The organism is Hymenobacter mellowenesis, assembly GCF_030581005.1.
Classification (GTDB): Bacteria; Bacteroidota; Bacteroidia; order Cytophagales; family Hymenobacteraceae; genus Hymenobacter; species Hymenobacter mellowenesis.
Window position 1 is genome coordinate 108,391 of sequence record NZ_JAUQSX010000008.1, and the last position, 16,583, is coordinate 124,973.

Here is a 16,583-nt window from a genome sequence, read left to right on the forward strand (position 1 = left end):
ACGGCTGGCCCGGAATTCGCCGCAACCTTGCACGAATTTTGCGTCTTCGCCGTTTCGGCAAAAACCCAGACCCCGCGCCACGTGGCGGGCGGGTCCCAACTTGTCCTTTTCTGCCTCTGGCGCTCGTATGCCTCTACTTCTCCGCGTTGATTGCCAGCCCTTGCGGGCGGCGCTGTTGTTGATTTTGCTGCTGGCCGGAAGCCGGCCGGCCCGGGCCACGGCCCCCGGCGAGCCCGGCAACCCCAGCCTCGAATTTATTCAGAACCAGGGCCAGTGGGCCAGCCCGGTGCGCTACGAAGCCGCCCTGCCCTCGGGCCGCCTGTTTGTGCTGCGCGACGGCCTCACCTATAGTTTCGTCGACCCCGCCCTGCTGAGCCACCACCACGGCGCGGCCAAGCCCAGCGCGGGCGCGGCGGCCCACGCCTACACCGTGCATTTTGAAAAAGCCAACGCCCGCCCCCGCCTCACGGCCGAAACCCGCACCGCGGGCGAGCGCAACTACTTCGTGGGCGCCGACGCCAAGCACTGGGCCAGCCACGTGGCCGCCTACCGTCGCCTGCGCTACGAGGAGCTATGGCCCGGTATCGGCCTGACGCTGTATGAGAACGCCCGGCAGCGCCTGGAGTACGACGTGCTGCTGGCGCCGCGCGCCAACCCCGCCCGCGTGGCCCTGCGCTACGACGGTGCCAGCAGCCTGAGCCTCGACGCGGCCGGCAACCTCGTCATCAAAACCACCGTGGCCACCACCACCGAAAGCGCCCCGCAAGCCTGGCAAACCGACGCCGCCGGCCAGCGCCAGGCCGTGCCCTGCCGCTTCGTGCTCACCGGCAACACCGTCAGCTTTGCGCTGGGCCAATATGACCGCAGCCGCGCCCTTACCATCGACCCCACGGTGCAGTTTTCGACGCTCACTGGCTCGGCGGCCGACAACTGGGGCTTCACGGCTACCTACGATGCGGCCGGCAACCTCTACTCCGGCGGCATTGCCTTCGGGGTGGGCTACCCGACTACGAATGGGGCTTACCAGGCCAATTTCAGCAGCCTGGAGGACATGGCGTTCATTAAGTATAACACCAGCACCACGGGCAGCGCGGCCCGGGTGTGGGCCACTTACCTAGGCGGCAACAGCGCCGAATTTCCCTCCAGCCTGGTGGTGAATGCGCAGGACGAGTTGGTGATTCTCGGTAGCACGTCGTCGACCGACTTCCCCACCACCACCGGGGCGGCCCAACGCAGCTTCGGCGGCGGTACGCCTCTGAACCCCTTCAACTCCCCCTCCACGTCGGCGCAGTACCAGATGCCCAACGGCGCCGACCTGGTGATTGCGCGCCTCAGCGCCACCGGCAGCGCGCTGCAGGCCAGCACCTACCTGGGCGGCTCCGGCAACGACGGCGTGCAGCGCGGGGGCTCGCTGCTGGCCGTGAACTACGGCGACGTGTTTCGGGGCGACGTGCTGCTCGACGGGGCCGGCAACGTGTACATCGCCTCCAACACCACGGCGCGTATTCCGCTCCTGAACACGGGCTTCAACGTAGGGGCCACGGGCGGCGCCAGCGACGCGCTGGTGGCCAAGCTCAACCCGAGTCTGAACCTGGTGGTATGGGCCGGCTACCTGGGCGGCACCGGCGAAGACGCGGCCTATTCGCTGCAGCGCGACGCGCAGGGCCGGGTTTATGTGGCCGGCGGCACGGCCTCGCCCACACTGCCAGCCACGGCCGGGGCCTACCGCGCCACTCGGCCGGGCGGCACCGACGGCTTCGCGGCCCGCATCAGCGCCGACGGACTGACGCTGGAACGGGTGACTTACATCGGCACGGGCGGCTACGACCAGGCGCATTTTCTGCAGCTCGATGCGGCGGGCAACGCCTATTTGTTCGGCCAGACGCTGGGGGCGTTTCCGACCACGCCGGGCCTCTACGGCACGGCCAACGGCTCGCTCTTCATTCAGAAGCTGAACCCCGACCTAACGGCCAGCATCTTCAGCACCACTTTCGGCCACCGCAGCGGCCCCCTGGGCGGCCCCAACATCGTGCCCACGGCCTTTCTGGTCGATGACTGCGAGCGGGTGTACGTGAGCGGCTGGGGCGGCGAGGACAACGACTTGGGCCAGTGGCTGGGCGGCACCACCACCGGCCTGCCCGTGACGGCCAACGCCCTGCAGCGCACCACCGACGGCTCCGATTTCTACCTGGCCCAGTTCTCGGCCGGCATGACGGGGGTGGAATACGCCACCTTTTTCGGGCAAACCGGGGGCGCGGCCGACCACGTGGACGGCGGCACCTCGCGCTTCGACAAGCGCGGCGTGGTGTACCAGGCCATGTGCGCCAGCTGCGGCGGCAACCAAGGCTTCCCGGCGCCGCCCAACGCGGGCACCTTCACCACCCGCAACGGCAGCCAAAACTGCAACAACGGCGCCTTCAAAATGACCTTCGACATCATTCAGGCCGACCCCGGCCCGCGCCGCTTCGTGTGCCTGGACAATGGGCCGGTGACGTTGGGCGGCACGCCCACCGGCGGCACCTGGACCGGGCCGGGCGTGCAGGCTGTGCCGGGCGGCGGCTACCGGTTTGTGCCCGCCGCAGTGGGCCCGGGCCAGTACGGCATCACCTATTCGGTGGCCTCCACGGGCACCTGCATCAGCACGCGCGGGGTGCGTTACGTGGTGGCGCCGCCCGTGGTGCCGGCCATTGCCGCGGTGCCGCCGCAATGCACCACCGGCGGCGCCGTGCCGCTGGCGGCCACTCCGGCGGGCGGCAGCTGGAGCGGGCCGGGCGTGAGTGGCGGCAGCTTCAGCCCGGCCGCGGCGGGGGTGGGCACGCACACCATCACCTACAGCGTGAGCGACTCGCTGGGCTGCGGCACCAGCACCCGGCAAGTGGTGGTGACGCGCCCGCCCACCGCCACGCCCGGCCGCGACACCACCCTGTGCGCCGACCAGCGCCAGCCGTTCCAGCTGCGCGGCTTTGCGCCGGCGGGTGGCGTGTGGAGCGGCCCGGGCGTGTCGGCCAGCGGCTTTTTCACGCCGCCCAATACCAACAACCGCGGCGGCGTGTTTACCCTCAGCTATACCGTGACCGAAGGCCCCTGCCAGACCACCGTGCAGCGCACCGTGGTGCTGGCCCCCACCTCCAACCAGAACGTGGGCCTGAACCTGCCCGTGTGCACGGCCCTGCCGCAATACGCCGGCCTGGCGCCCTTCAAATGCCTGCTCACGCCCGTGCTGCTGGCCCCCGGCGCCAGCTACCTCTGGGACTTTGGCGACGGCAGCCCCACCAGCATCGAGGCCACGCCCACCCATCTTTACGACAAACCGGGCTCCTACCGCGTGCAGCTCACGGCCCGCTACGCCAACTGCGAGGTGCTCACCGGCTTTGCGCCCGTGGAAGTGGGCGAAGTGCTGGTGCCCAACATCATCACGCCCAACGGCGACAACCTGAACCAGACCTTCAAGCCGCGCATCGGCTGCCTGCCCACTTCGCTGGAAGTGTATTCGCGCTGGGGCCAGCGCGTGTATCAGTCCAATGACTATCAGTACGACTGGGACGCTAAAAACCTGCCCGACGGCATCTATTACTACCTGCTGCGCGACACCGACAACCGCCAGATAAAAGGCTGGGTGGAGGTGCGCCGCTAAGGTGCCAAGGGCGAGTTGAAAAATGCCGACACGGTCATGCTGAGCTTGTCGAAGCATCTCTACCGCTTCGTTCGAACCGTTCAGAGAAGCGGTAGAGATGCTTCGACAAGCTCAGCATGACCGGTTATTCTGTTTCTCGTTCGATTCTTCAAACAGGTCTTCGGTGCCCGAAATTGCTCTTTGGGCAATGCCCGGTTTTCCTTGCTGAAGTTCCTCTTTCAACGCTTTATCTTTACCAATCCACGGATTTCTTTCCATTAGCTATTGATGACAGCACGTCTACCTTTTGCCGCCGCCGCGTTATTTCTTCTAAATACCGCTCAGGCTTTTGGGCAGGCCGGTGAGCACGCCGGGCCAGCCAGCCACACCCTTGAATTTATTGAGAATAAGGGCCAGTGGGATGGCCGGAGCCGCTACGAGGCCCAGCTGCCCGGCGGCCGGCTTTTTGCCGAAACCGATGGCCTCACGTTTTCGCTGCTGGCCGATGGCGGGCCCGCCCGCCACGCCCACGGCGCACCCGCCAAGGCCGCCGCGGCGCCGGCCGACAGCACCGTGCGCGGCCACGCCCTGAAGCTGCGCTTCGCGGGTGCCGCGCCGGCCACCATCACGGCCGCCACGCCCACCACCGAGCACCGCAACTACTTCCTCGGCGGCGATTCCCGGCGCTGGGCCCACGACGTGCGCAGCTTCCGCGAGCTGCGCTACGCCGGGCTGTGGCCGGGCGTGAGCGCCCGCGTATACGAGAGCGCCGACCAGCGCCTGGAGTACGACTTTGTGCTGGCGCCCGGCGCCCAGGCCGGCGCCATTGCCCTGCGCCACGACGGCGCCGATGGCCTGGGCCTGGACGCCGCCGGCAACCTGTTGGTGAAGACAAGCGTGGGCACCCTCACGGAGCGCGCGCCGCAGGCCTGGCAGGCCGATGCCGCCGGCCGGCGCCAGCCAGTAGCTTGCCGCTACGTGCTGACGGGCAGCACCGTGCATTTTGCCTTGGGCAAATACGACGCCACACGCCCGCTCACCATCGACCCGGTAGTAGTATTCTCCACCTACACGGGGGCTACGGCCGACAACTGGGGCTTCACGGCCACCTACGACGCGCAGGGCAACCTCTACTCCGGCGGCATTGTGTTTGGGCAGGGCTACCCCACCAGCCTGGGCGCGTACCGCACCTTGTTTTCGGGGCTTTTTGACATTGGGATTATCAAGTACAACACCAACGTGACCGGGGCGGCGGCGCGGGTGTGGGCCACCTACCTGGGCGGCACCGGTGCCGATTTTCCGCACAGCTTGGTGGTGAACAGCCTGGGCGAGTTGCTGATTTTGGGCACCACGGGCTCGACGGGCGCGGCGGGGTCGGCCACGGCTTTCCCCACCACCACCGGGGCCCTACAGCGCACGTTTGCCGGAGGCAGCAGCACGGCCCCGTTCGGCTTCAGCTACGCGCCCTATAACGTGCCCACCGGCTCGGACCTGATTATTACCCGGCTCAATGCCACCGGCACGGCACTGCTGGGCAGCACCTACCTCGGCGGCAGCGGCAACGACGGCCTGCTGCCGCTCGACCCCAACATCTCGCCATTTGACCCTTCGCCGCAGTTGGCTCACAACTATGGCGACCCGTTTCGGAGTGATATTCAAGTGGATGCGGCCGACAACGTGTACATCGCCACGCACACCACCTCCACCAACTTTCCCATGGCCCGGGGCTTCAACAGCACCTACCGCGGCGGCACCTCCGACGGCGTGGTGTGCAAGCTCAACCCCGGCCTCACGGCCCTCACCTGGGGCAGCTACCTGGGCGGCACCGGCTCCGACGGGGCATTTTCCATTCAGATTGAGCCCACCAGCGGCGACGTGTACGTGGCCGGCGGCACGCTGAGCCCCAACTTTCCGACCACGGCGGGCGCCTACCGCACCACCCGCCCCGGCGACGTGGACGGCTTCGTGACGCGCATCGCGGCCAACGGCACGAGCATTCTGCGGTCGTCTTTTGTGGGCACGGACGAATACGACCAGGCCTTTTTCCTGCAGCTCGGCACCGATGGCGGGGTGTATCTGCTGGGCCAGACCGGGGGCGCCTTTCCGGTCACGCCCGGCCTCTACAACACCCGCTTCGGCACGCAGTTCATTCAGAAGCTTGATGCCAACCTGGGGCAAAGCTTGCTCTCGACGGTGTTCGGGAGTACCAACGCGGCAAACATCGGCTTTATCAACATCGACCCCACGGCCTTTCTGGTAGACCAGTGCGACCGGGTGTACGTGTGCGGCTGGGGCGGGAATGAAAATGCCCAGGGCTACCCGTACATGGCTTACAACGGCACTACCGTGGGCATGCCCACCACCCCCGGCGCGGCCCAAACCACCACCGACGGCTCGGACTTTTACCTGGCGCAGTTTTCGGCCGGCCTCACCAGCCTGGCCTACGCCACCTACTACGGCGATACCACCCCCAACAGCGCCGGCGAGCACGTGGACGGCGGCACTTCGCGCTTCGACCCGCGCGGCATTGTGTACCAGGCCGTTTGCTCGTGCTTCACCGCCAATGGCTTTCCCATTCCGCCCGGCGCCAACTACTATTCGACCACCAATAACAGCGTTTCTAATACCACCTTCAATGTGTCGTGCAACAACGCTTCGTTTGTGCTCAATTTCCAGCCCGCCATCGCAAATGCCGGCTCTGACCAGGGCGTATGCGCCACGGCCGGGCCGCTGGCGCTGGTGGGCTCGCCGGCCGGTGGCGTGTGGAGCGGGCCGGGCGTGACGGGCTCGGTGACGGCCGGCTTCGTCTTCACGCCTTCGGTGGCGCTAGTGGGCGTGCAAACCCTCACCTACACCGTGGCCAGCACGGGCGCGTGCACCACCACCGGCGTCCGCCGCGTCACGGTCACGACTCCGCCTGCGGTCACCTTCAGCCCCTTGCCGCAGGCCACGTACTGCCTGCCGGCACCGGGCGCCCCCCCTTATGCGCTGGTGCCCCTGACGGGCAGCCCGGCGGGCGGCACCTTCAGCGGCACGGGCGTGACGGGCAGCGTGGCGGCGGGCTTCTCCTTCTCGCCCAACATCAACCCCGGCACTTACCCGCTGACCTACAGCGTGAACGTGAACGGCTGCGTGGCCACGGCCACCCAAACGGTGAGCATCGTGAGCGCCTCCAATGCCGGCGTGGCCCAAACGGTGTGCGCCTCGGCGGCGCCCCTCACGCTGGTGGGGCAGCCCGGCGGCGGCACCTGGAGCGGGCCGGGCGTGACGGGCAGCGCGGCGGCGGGCTTTGTGTTCACGCCCTCGGCGGCCCTGGTGGGCGTCAATACCCTGACCTACACGCTGGGCGGCAGCTGCTCCAGCAACCGCCTGGTGACGGTAACGAGCCCGCCGACGGTAGTTTTCAATCCCTTGCCGCAGGCTTCGTACTGCCTGCCGGCCTTTGGCGGCTCGCCGCTGCCGGCGGTGTCTCTCACGGGCACGCCGGCCGGCGGCACATTCAGCGGGCCGGGCGTGAGCGGCAGTTCGGGCACGGGCTTCGCCTTTTCGCCCACCCTGGTGGCCGGCACTTACCAACTGACTTACACGGTGGTGGCCAACGGCTGCACCGTGCAGGCCACGCAGGCGGTGACGCTGGTGAACGCGCCCGCTCCCACCCTGCCGGCTGATACCGTGCTCTGCCCGGGCAGCAGCCAGGCGTTCCGGCTGCGGGGCACGCCAGTGGGCGGCACCTTCAGCGGCACGGGCGTGACGGGCAACGTGGCCACGGGCTTTGTCTTCACGCCGCCGGCCAGCTTCCCCGGCGCCATCACCGTGACGTATAGCCTCGGCAATAGCGCCGGCTGCACGGGCAGCGCCACGCGACGCATTTCGGTGGCCGCGGTGCCGCAGCTGGCCCCCACCTGGACGCCGGTGGCTTGTACTGAAACCCGCCTCGCGCCCCTTACCCTGCGCTTTACTTTAGCTGGCTCGGGCATCCCGACGCCGCCCAACGTGGTGTGGGATTTTGGCGATGGCACGCAGTCGACTGAAGCCAGCCCGACGCACACCTACGCCGCGGTTGGCTCCTACCGCCCCACTCTGCGCGTGCGCTACAACGCCGACCGGTGCGAAATCCAGACCGCCCTGCCCGTGGTGGAAGTGCTGGAACGCAAAATCCCCAACATCATCACACCCAACGGCGACACGCAGAACCAGTTCTTCCGCCTCGGCCCGGACTGCCCGCCGCGTCTGCAAATCTTCTCCCGCTGGGGCCAGCAGGTACTCGATGCCCCCGCCTACCGCGACGACTGGAAAGCCGAAGGCCAGCCCGATGGCGTGTATTACTACCTCCTCACCTACCCCGACGGCCACCGCCTCAAAGGCTGGGTGGAAGTGGTGCGATGATGACGTCTGGAGCGCAGTGAGGCGCCTGTCATTGCGAGGCGGCGCAGAAGCAATCCGTTCTGTTCTCAGCGACTAGCCCAACAATGTGACAAAGCCTAATGAGAATCCCCGGTACTGCGCAGTGCCGGGGATTTTGCTTTCCTAACGAGGGCTTTGTCGCAGAAGGGCGTGGCTGGCTTTGACAGGATGGATTGCTTCGGCGCCGCCTCGCAATGACAGGTCCTCAGTCCTCACCAAGCCGAAGCGTCAGGTCTTTCCAGTCGGGCAACAAATCGGCCCAGGTGGCGCCGATGGCGCGGCGGTAGTGAAAGAGCAAATAGCTGGCGCTGGCCGTGTAGGAAGCCGACATGCCCAGCGCCGCGCCCACCATGCCCAAGCGGGGCACCAGCAGCAGGCAGGTGGGCACCGTCACGGCCAGGCCGAGCAGGGCGGCGCGGTTGTTCACCCCATAGCGGGCCGTGCCGCTGAAGTAGCTGCTGGCCTGCATGCCCACCCCATTGAGCAGAACGCCCGGCGCCAGCGCCAGAATCACGTTGTGCGCCGCCCCAAACTCGGGGCCGAAAATGACGGCCAGCCACGCCGTAGGCACGGCCGCCAGCACCAGCACCGCTCCGGCCGTGGCCAGCAGCGTGAGCCGGCTGCTGCGCAGGGCCGCATGGGCCTGGCCGTGTTTGTCGGCCGCATTCACCAGAGCCACATACTGAATGAGGGCCGTGCTGCGCGGAATCAGCCAGATGGCCTCGGCTAGCGCCACGCCCACGGAGAGGATACCCAATGTCTTATCACCAGATAAATAGGCTACCGCGTAGTAGCCAAAGCGGTAGTTGGCGAAGGTGAGCAGGTTGGAGAAATGGGCGCCCCGGCTGTGGCGCATCAGCTCGCGGGTGACCACCCGGCGCCGGGCGCGGCGGCTGGCCCAGGCATCGGGCAGGCGCAGCAGCAGCCCCGTGCTGATGAGCCATGGCACGCCATTGGCCAAGTAGTTGGCGTAGTAATAGGCATCGATGCTCAGCCAATGCGCCGCCGCGAAGGCCAGTGCCAGCGCTCCGGCCAGCAGCGCTGCCTGCACGGTGGTGAGGACGTTGTACGTTTGCTCGCGCTTGCGACCCAGCAGTAGAAACAGGTTGATGGACAGCAGGATTTGCACCAGCGTGACGGCCGCCAGGTGCAGCACGTATTCCAGCGAAACCGGCCGCAGCAAACCCACCACCCCGGCCCCCGCCCCGCTCACCAGCAGCGCCCAGGCGTAGGCTGGCGGCAGCAGGTGCCAAACGTTACGGCGCGGCACTAAGTATATCAGCGAGGAGCCGCCCAGCAGCCCGGCCAGCAGCACCAGCCCCGACATATCGGTATAAAACAAGCTGACCTGCCCGCGCCCGGCCGCCCCCAAATAACGCGCCGTGAGCCACACCACCGCAAAGCTCAGCCCCGCCGTGAGGACGCGCGCCGCGAAGTGGTGAAGGATGCGTTTGAGCATAGGAAAGTGAATGGAGCAACGCAGACGGGCCAGCAAAAGAACGTCATGCGGAGCGCAGTCGAAGCATCTCGCTCGGTCCGTTCTGACGTAGTGCCTCACCCCCGGCCCCTCTCCAAAGGGAGAGGGGAGCCGGATGATTGATTTAGTTGCGCGGCATAAATGCCTCGCCTGCGCTCAGCATGACGTTTTTTTTACTTTCGTCCATCACCCGCCCAGCACCCGCCGGTACAGCGCACCGAACTGCTGCCCCACCGCCTCGTACCCAAACCGGGCAGTTACTGTAGCGACCATCGCGGCGGCATCGGGCCGGTCTGTTTCAGATTCAGATTTGGCCAACAACTGATGCAACGCGGCGGCCAGCGCCGCTTCGTCGCCGGCCGGTACCAACTGCCCATAGGGGCTGCCGTCGGGCACCAGCTCGGGCACGCCGCCTACGCGGGTGGCCACCACGGCCAGGCCGCTGGCCTGCGCCTCAATGAGCACGCAGGGCAGGTTTTCGACGTTGGAAAACAGCACGAAGCCGGTGGCCTGCTGCATTTCAGCGGCCACCGCCGGGTGGTCCAGCTTGCCCAGAAACACCGCGGTGTCGTCGGCCAGCAAGCCGAGTTCAGCGGCTTGTTGGCGCACCAGGGCCTCGTCGGGGCCATAGCCGGCGATGCGCAGGCGCAGGCCCGGCCAGGCGGCCCGCAGCCCGGCTACGGCGCGCAACAGTCCGCATAGGTTCTTGGCCGCTTCGTTGAAGGCCGCCACGTGCAGCAGCGTGCGCCGGGGCCGGGCCGCCGCCGGGCTCGCCGGATGAAACAGCGCGGTATCGACCACGTTCGGAATCACCACCGAAACGGGGTTGGTGGCCCCGAGGGCGGCCATGGCATCGCGCAGGTTGGCGCTCACGGTGTGCAGGGCCGCCGCCCGGCGCACCACCGCGCCCGTCAACCAGCGCCGCAGCCGCGAGATGCCCGCCGCGCGCGGCGGCAGGTAACGCGTCCAGTGCTCGGTGATGATGAAGGGAATACCGCGCACCACCTTCAGCGCCCAGGCAAACAGGCCCGTGCGCAGCAGCACGTGTACGTGCACCAAATCGGGCGCCTGGCCGCCCCAATGCCGCCGCAGCCGCCGGTAACCGCGCCCCAGGCACCAGAAATACAGCAGCAGCTTCAGCGGCTTATCAAGGAAAGCAAGGCCGGTAGGTGCGGCGCGGTAGTAGTAGCGCAGCGTGGGCCAGGGGCCGGCGAAGTCCTCTTCCGCATCAATCAAACCCGGCAGCGGGCCCCGCGCTACGGCGGCAAACAGCACCGCCACTTCCGCGCCGCTGTGCGCGGCAATGGCCGCCACGTGCCGGCACACGAAGTCGCCGTCCTGGTCGTCGTAGCGGTTGGGGTACCACTTGGGGAGGTGAAGGATTTTCACGGTTTGCGAACTTGATTCCAACCGTTAATCCAGTAAGTCTGCGGGCACAAATTCTACCACTGCTGGCATTGCCCGCATCAATTGGGTAAAGGCTGTCTGCTTTGATAATAGGTCCCGAAGCTCCCGACGGGCATTGGCTATTCGCTGGGCATCACCAGTCGCTTCAGCCCGTTGAAAACGAATGATGGCATGGAGCACCCGGTCATATTTTTCAGCGATTGTTACCCGCAGATGACGCGTATTCTGTTGTGATTCTTCATCGCCAGATTTGCCATTATGCAGCAGGTTCAGCAATTCAGCGGTATTGCAGGCGGGTTGGTCAGTTAAATCATTCGCTTCAAAGCGCGGGTTCGTGCCATTTATGCCAACAGTCGCCAGTAGCCGAGCTGCCACGTCGTCGCGGCAAGGGTCGAGCAGGCCACCGGCGGGCCACTGCCGGGGACGCATCATGTTGGCCTTGTGAGCGGCCGGGAACAGGTTATTCCAGTCGTACTTAAGTGCTTCATTTTGGTTGACGGGCACAAAATGGTCCACGTCCATTTCGTACGAGTCTCCGTGCCACTGTTCGGTGAGGTAGCATTTGCTGAAAAAGTGCGTATTGAAAGCCCGCAATACATCGGAGTTCCGGTAGCTCCCTGGCTTAGCTGGGCGAGGTACCACCTTGGGTTCGGGCGCGGCGGCGCAGGCGGCCGCATAAGCCGCGCAGTCGGCTACATACTGCTGCATTTCCGGCGTGTTCAGCGACGCCGGCACGGGCGGGCGTTGGTAGCTAATCATGCGGCCTGCTCCCGCTGCAAGTGAAGCAGGTGGGCCTGCACATCGAGCCGCAACACCGGCGACATATAGCGTCCCTGTTCCTCCAGCAGCTTTTGCATCCGGGCCAGCGCCGCTGCCCGGTCGGGCATCTGCCCAATTTCGGCTACTTCCTCCAGAATCTTATCGGCCACGTTGGAATACTCATTTTCCAGCCCGAAATGCGTCTGCATCAGCTCCGAAAATGAGGAGCCGGCGGCGGTGTCGCCCAGCGCCTGACCGGTGCTCAGGTCAAACACCGTGGCATTTTTGATGCTGGAAGCTACGGCCGGCGAGTGCGTAGCCACAATGAACTGCAGGTTGGGAAACAGGTTCGTGAGCAGCGGCAGTATCTGGTACTGCATCTCCAGGTGCAGGTGGGTTTCCGGCTCGTCGATGAGCACGAAGCCGCAGGGGTCGTATGTGTAGTCGTTGGCTTGCTTGCGCAGGAGGTCCACGCGCATCAGCAGTTCCGTTAAGATGCTTAGAAACGCGGAGAAGCCGGCGGAAAGCTGATTGAACGTGAAGCGACGACCATCAGAGAGACTTATGTAGAACTCAAATTTTTCTCGAATGAATTCTAACTTAGTTGCAGGGTCTTCAAATATTTTAGCAAGTGTATCTTCCAGTTTAGCAAAAAACAGTTCTTGTTGCTTAGCTCCCTCCCGTTTTCCATCCATTGCGTCAAAAACTTGGAAGACCTTCTTGTTTACTAAGTATTGCTTAAAAAACTCAGCAGGTGACTGACCGGCTTGAGGTTGCGCAATCTGTGCTTCTAGAGCATCTTCTCGGGCAACAGTAACGACCTCTTTTAATTGAATTTTTCGCGTTGCCTCAAATAAAGCAATTACAATTTGAGTATTGAATTTCAGAAAACCTGTATAAGAAGCGCCATTTACACTACTAAATATTGCTTTTATCTTATCTAATTTATCAATTGTTTTATGCCAAACATCAACTATAGATTGGGCACTATTCCCCGTAGCAACTGCTGCTCTCAATTGAGGGATGAGCGTTTCTGCTGTTTGGCCATTAGAAGCATCGTGGCGAATAACTTCGACGAATGCTTGTAATACCGTCGTCTTCCCCGACCCGTTCCGCCCCGTCAGCACTAGGTGTTTAAACTCCTGACCCGGCTCGAACACCGGCACGCGCAGGTTTTTCACGGCGTAGGCATCGTTGATGACCAGCTCTTGCAGATAGGGGAATTCCTGACGGGTAATCATAGAAAATAGCGGTTTGGCAGCCTGACAAAGATAAACCCTGTTGTACCTGTATAGGCACAAGCAGTTCGGCCCCGGCCCCGCCATTGCGAAACCGGGGCCGAAGCCTTTATGAGTTAGCCGACGGCTCTTAGAACGAGTAGCGCAGCCCCAGCTGGCCCTGCCAGCGCGAGGCCAGCTGGTCGATGGAGTAGGTGGCCGGGGTGCCGTAGGTGAAGGCCGGGCGGTTGTAGGTGGCGGCGTTGTAGCCGCTGGCCACGGTGCCGGCGCTGTTGATGTAGCCCACCTGGGTGAGGCCGGTGCCCAGCGTCGAGTTGAAGGTGTTGGGCACGAAGTACTGACGGCCCCAGCTGCTGTTCAGCAGGTTACCGAAGTTGATGATATCCAGCGAAATCTGCAGGGTGTGGCCCTTGGGCGCGATGCCGGCCTCGTTGGCGTCGAGGTTGCCGAGCTTCATGTCCAGCATCAGGCGGATGTCGGCCTGGTTGTTCCAGGGGGTGCGGCCGGCGTTGCGCTCGGTGTACTGGCCGCGGCGGGTGCTCAGGTAGCTGTCGTTGTCCACGAAGCTGTTGAAGGCGGCGTTTTTGGCGGCGTCGAGCAGGTAGGGGCTCTGGTCGTTCACACGGCTCACGATGGCGATGTCGTTGGCCGTGGCCGGGATGTAGGCCAGCTGCACGTTGTTCTGCTGGCCGTTGCCGAAGTTGTAGTTGGTGTAGGTCCAGGTGTAGGGCGAGCCGCTGGCGTAGGTCAGCACCGAGGTGAAGTAGCCGGTGAAGCGCTGGGCGAAGGTTTTGTGCAGGTTGATGGACGCCACCACGCGGTGGCGCAGGTCGAAGTTGGAGAAGGCCAGGGCGGGGTCGTTCACGTTCAGGGCCGGGTTCAGCTCCCAGTTGCTCTGGGGCGAGTTGCGGATGCCGTTGCTGATGTCGTAGCTCTTGCCGTAGGTATAAGCCACTGAGGCATCAATCAGGTTGTTGATGGTCTGGCCCACCGAGCCGGTGAGCTGGTAGCGGTAGCCTTTCTGGGTGTTGGTGAGGAAGAAGGCGTTCGACAAGTTAGTGTTTACGCGGTTGCTGCCGCCGGCCGGGGCCGAGTACACGGGGCTCTGCGTGGGGCCGTTGGCCAAGTAGGTCACGTTGTCGGTGAGGTTGATGTTCTCGAAACGCACGTCCTGCAAGGTCTTGGTGTAGAGGCCTTCCACTGAGAAGCGCGTGCCGGTTTTCAGCTTGAAGTCCAGGGCCAGCGACGAGCGCCACACCTTGGGCATCTTGAAGTTGTTGTCAATCAGGTTCACCTCCGTGGGGCCAGCCTTCAGGTTGGTGGCGTTGTAGTTGGCGGCGGGCAGCTGGGCGTAAATCAGGTTCGGGTCGGTATTCAGGTACACGGTTTTTACGCCGGTGTTGGTCGAAGCCTGGATGTTGTTGTAGTCCACCGAGTTGAAATTCACGCCGTTGTTGTAGTAAGCGTAGCCGAACCAGGCAAACGGCACCCGGCCGGTGAAGATGCCCGAGCCGCCGCGCACCACGAACGACTGGTCGCCGTTCACGTCGTAGTTGAAGCCCAGGCGAGGCGAAAACTGCACCTGGCCCAAGTAGTTGTTGTTCAGCTCGCTCCAAGCAGTGTGGGTGTAGGTCTGGTTCAGCGTTTTGGCGTCGTTCTGCGGGTTATTCACCAGGGCCGTGTTCAGGGTGGGCTTGGTGGGCAGCGAGGCGATGTCGAAGCGGATGCCGGGTGTGATTTTCAGCTTGTCGGTCACGTTCCACTCGTCCTGCAGGTAGGCGCTGTAGAAGTTGATGTTGAAGGCCGCCGAGGGGTTGTTATAGTTGTAGGCGTAGGAGTTATCACCCTGCGTTCCATTGTTATACGTGCCCCGGATGCGGCTCGGCCGGTCGTTCAGGAAGTCGTTCACGTTATTGTACTCGATGCGGCCGTTCCAGGAGTTGATGAAGCCGTAGTCGATGTGGTAGAACTCGTTGTGCGTGCCCAGCGTGAGGGCGTGCGAGCCCACGTAGTAGGTGAAGTTGTCGGTCAGCTCAAACGTCTTCTGGCGGGTGTTGAAGATGCTGGCCTCGCGGTCGGAACCGAGCAGAATCTGGTTCGAGCCAGCGTAGTAAGTGGCGGTGCCGGGCGTGCCCACGGTGGTGCCCACGCCGTTAATCTGCACGGCCGGGTAGAGGTTGCCCTGGCCACCGATGAGGTCGCGGTAGTCGTGAATGTTGGTGTAGCCCAAAATCAGGTTGTTCGAGAACTTGCTGCTGAAGTTGCTCTTCACTTCCAGCACCGTCGAGTTCTGCACGTTGTGCTGGGTGTAGTCCTGCGAGCCGAACTTGAACAGGCTGCCCGAACGCTCCAGGTTGGTGGCCTCCGATTTGATGAAGTTGTGGCGCAGCGCGATGCTGGTTTTCTCGTCGAGGTTCCAGTCGAGGCGGCCGAAAATCTTGTTGCTGTTCGCGTGGATGTTGTAGTCGCCGTACTCGCCCACATTGTAGCGGGCGGTGGTGGTGGCGGCCGTGCCGTCGGCGTTGCGCACCACGCCGCCGGCGCCGTTCGAGGTCACAGTATTGTAGTTGTTCAGCTTGTTGGTAATCTGCTGGGCCAGGTCCGTCGTCACCGGCGAGCCGGCCTGGCCGGCGCCGTAGAACTGCGGCTCCTGACGGCGAGCAATTTCGGCGTTGGTGAAGAAGAACAGCTTGTTCTTGATGATGGGCCCGCCGATGCGGAAGCCCGTCTGGTAGTCGTGGTACTCCGAGCCAATTTTGGTTTTGTCGCCATCAATGCTGCGGCCGGTCACGTTCTGGTTGCGGCCGTAGCCGTACACCGAGCCCGTGAACTCGTTGGTGCCCGAGCGGGTCACGGCATTCACCGAGCCGCCGGTGAAGTTGCCCAGTTTCACATCATACGGCGCTACCTGCGCCTGAATCTCTTGGATGGCATCGAGCGAAATGGGGTTGGCGCGGGCCGAGCCGCCGGGCAGGCCGCTGGTGCCGCTCTGGCCGCCCAGCGAGGGCGAGAAGCCGATGGCGTCGTTGTTCACGGCGCCATCCAAAGTCACGTTGTTGTAGCGGAACGAGCTGCCGGCGAAGGAGCCGTTCGAGTTGCGCGGGTCGAGGCGGGTGAAGTCGGAGAGGCTGCGCGAGATGGTGGGCAGCTGCTGAATGGCGGCCGAGCCCACGTTGGTGCCGGCGCCGGTTTTGGTGGCCTGGGTGTTGCCGGTTACCACCACTTCGTTCAGCTGCTGGGTTTCGGTCACCAGCACGAAGTTGAGGCGGGTGGTATTGCCTAGGGTCAGAAATACGTTGTCTACTTTCTGCTCCTTGAAGCCCACGTAGGTCACGGTCACGGAGTAGGGCCCGCCGGGCGCCAGGTTCGGGATGGTGAAGCGGCCGTCTACTTCGGTGCCGGTGCCGCGCTTGGTGCCGGTGGGCAGGTTGGTGGCCACCACCGTCACCCCAATCAGGTCTTCGCCCTTGTCAGACGTCACTTTGCCGGCCAGAGCCGAGGTGGTGACCTGGGCCATCACAAGCTGCGAACAGCCCAACAGCACCAGGAAAAACAACTGCGTAAATGTGTGTCGAATCGACATAAAAATGAGGGAGTTGATTAACACTACAAAGGTCCGGGCGCCTAACCCCGGCCTCACCCTGCCGGGCGTTTCCGAATTGTTGTATTTCACTTTTTGCCATAA

7 protein-coding genes are annotated in these 16,583 nt (G+C 64.2%); 2 read left to right on the forward strand and 5 right to left on the reverse strand.

Annotation, left to right across the window (positions count from 1 at the left end):
* Nucleotides 1-127 precede the first annotated feature (127 nt).
* Both Q5H92_RS15875 and Q5H92_RS15880 read left to right on the forward strand, forming a co-directional pair.
* On the forward strand, nt 128-3,634 hold the full coding sequence (locus tag Q5H92_RS15875) for a DUF7948 domain-containing protein (protein ID WP_305012527.1): 3,507 nt from the start codon (nt 128-130) through the stop codon (nt 3,632-3,634).
* A 267-nt stretch (nt 3,635-3,901) separates the two neighbouring features.
* The gene (locus tag Q5H92_RS15880) at nt 3,902-7,999 is read left to right on the forward strand and encodes a DUF7948 domain-containing protein (protein ID WP_305012528.1); all 4,098 of its coding nucleotides are present in this window, start codon (nt 3,902-3,904) and stop codon (nt 7,997-7,999) included.
* Between the two features lie 223 nt (nt 8,000-8,222).
* Here the strand turns inward: Q5H92_RS15880 and Q5H92_RS15885 are convergent, their stop codons facing one another.
* From Q5H92_RS15885 to Q5H92_RS15905, 5 genes are all read right to left on the reverse strand, one after another.
* Nucleotides 8,223-9,476 carry a lipopolysaccharide biosynthesis protein gene (locus Q5H92_RS15885; RefSeq protein ID WP_305012529.1) on the reverse strand — a complete coding sequence of 418 codons (1,254 nt, stop codon included), beginning with the start codon at nt 9,474-9,476 and terminating at the stop codon, nt 8,223-8,225.
* A gap of 204 nt (nt 9,477-9,680) precedes the next feature.
* Nucleotides 9,681-10,883, reverse strand: a complete 1,203-nt coding sequence (locus Q5H92_RS15890) for a glycosyltransferase (RefSeq protein ID WP_305012530.1) — start codon at nt 10,881-10,883, stop codon at nt 9,681-9,683.
* 24 nt (nt 10,884-10,907) lie between these two features.
* Nucleotides 10,908-11,660 carry an HNH endonuclease family protein gene (locus Q5H92_RS15895; protein ID WP_305012531.1) on the reverse strand — a complete coding sequence of 251 codons (753 nt, stop codon included), beginning with the start codon at nt 11,658-11,660 and terminating at the stop codon, nt 10,908-10,910.
* Nucleotides 11,657-12,901 (reverse strand): AAA family ATPase, encoded by a 1,245-nt coding sequence (locus Q5H92_RS15900; protein ID WP_305012532.1) that lies wholly within the window; start codon nt 12,899-12,901, stop codon nt 11,657-11,659. Before Q5H92_RS15900 ends, Q5H92_RS15895 begins: the two co-directional genes overlap by 4 nt.
* A gap of 127 nt (nt 12,902-13,028) precedes the next feature.
* The gene (locus Q5H92_RS15905) at nt 13,029-16,481 is read right to left on the reverse strand and encodes a TonB-dependent receptor (protein ID WP_305012533.1); all 3,453 of its coding nucleotides are present in this window, start codon (nt 16,479-16,481) and stop codon (nt 13,029-13,031) included.
* Nucleotides 16,482-16,583 lie beyond the last annotated feature (102 nt).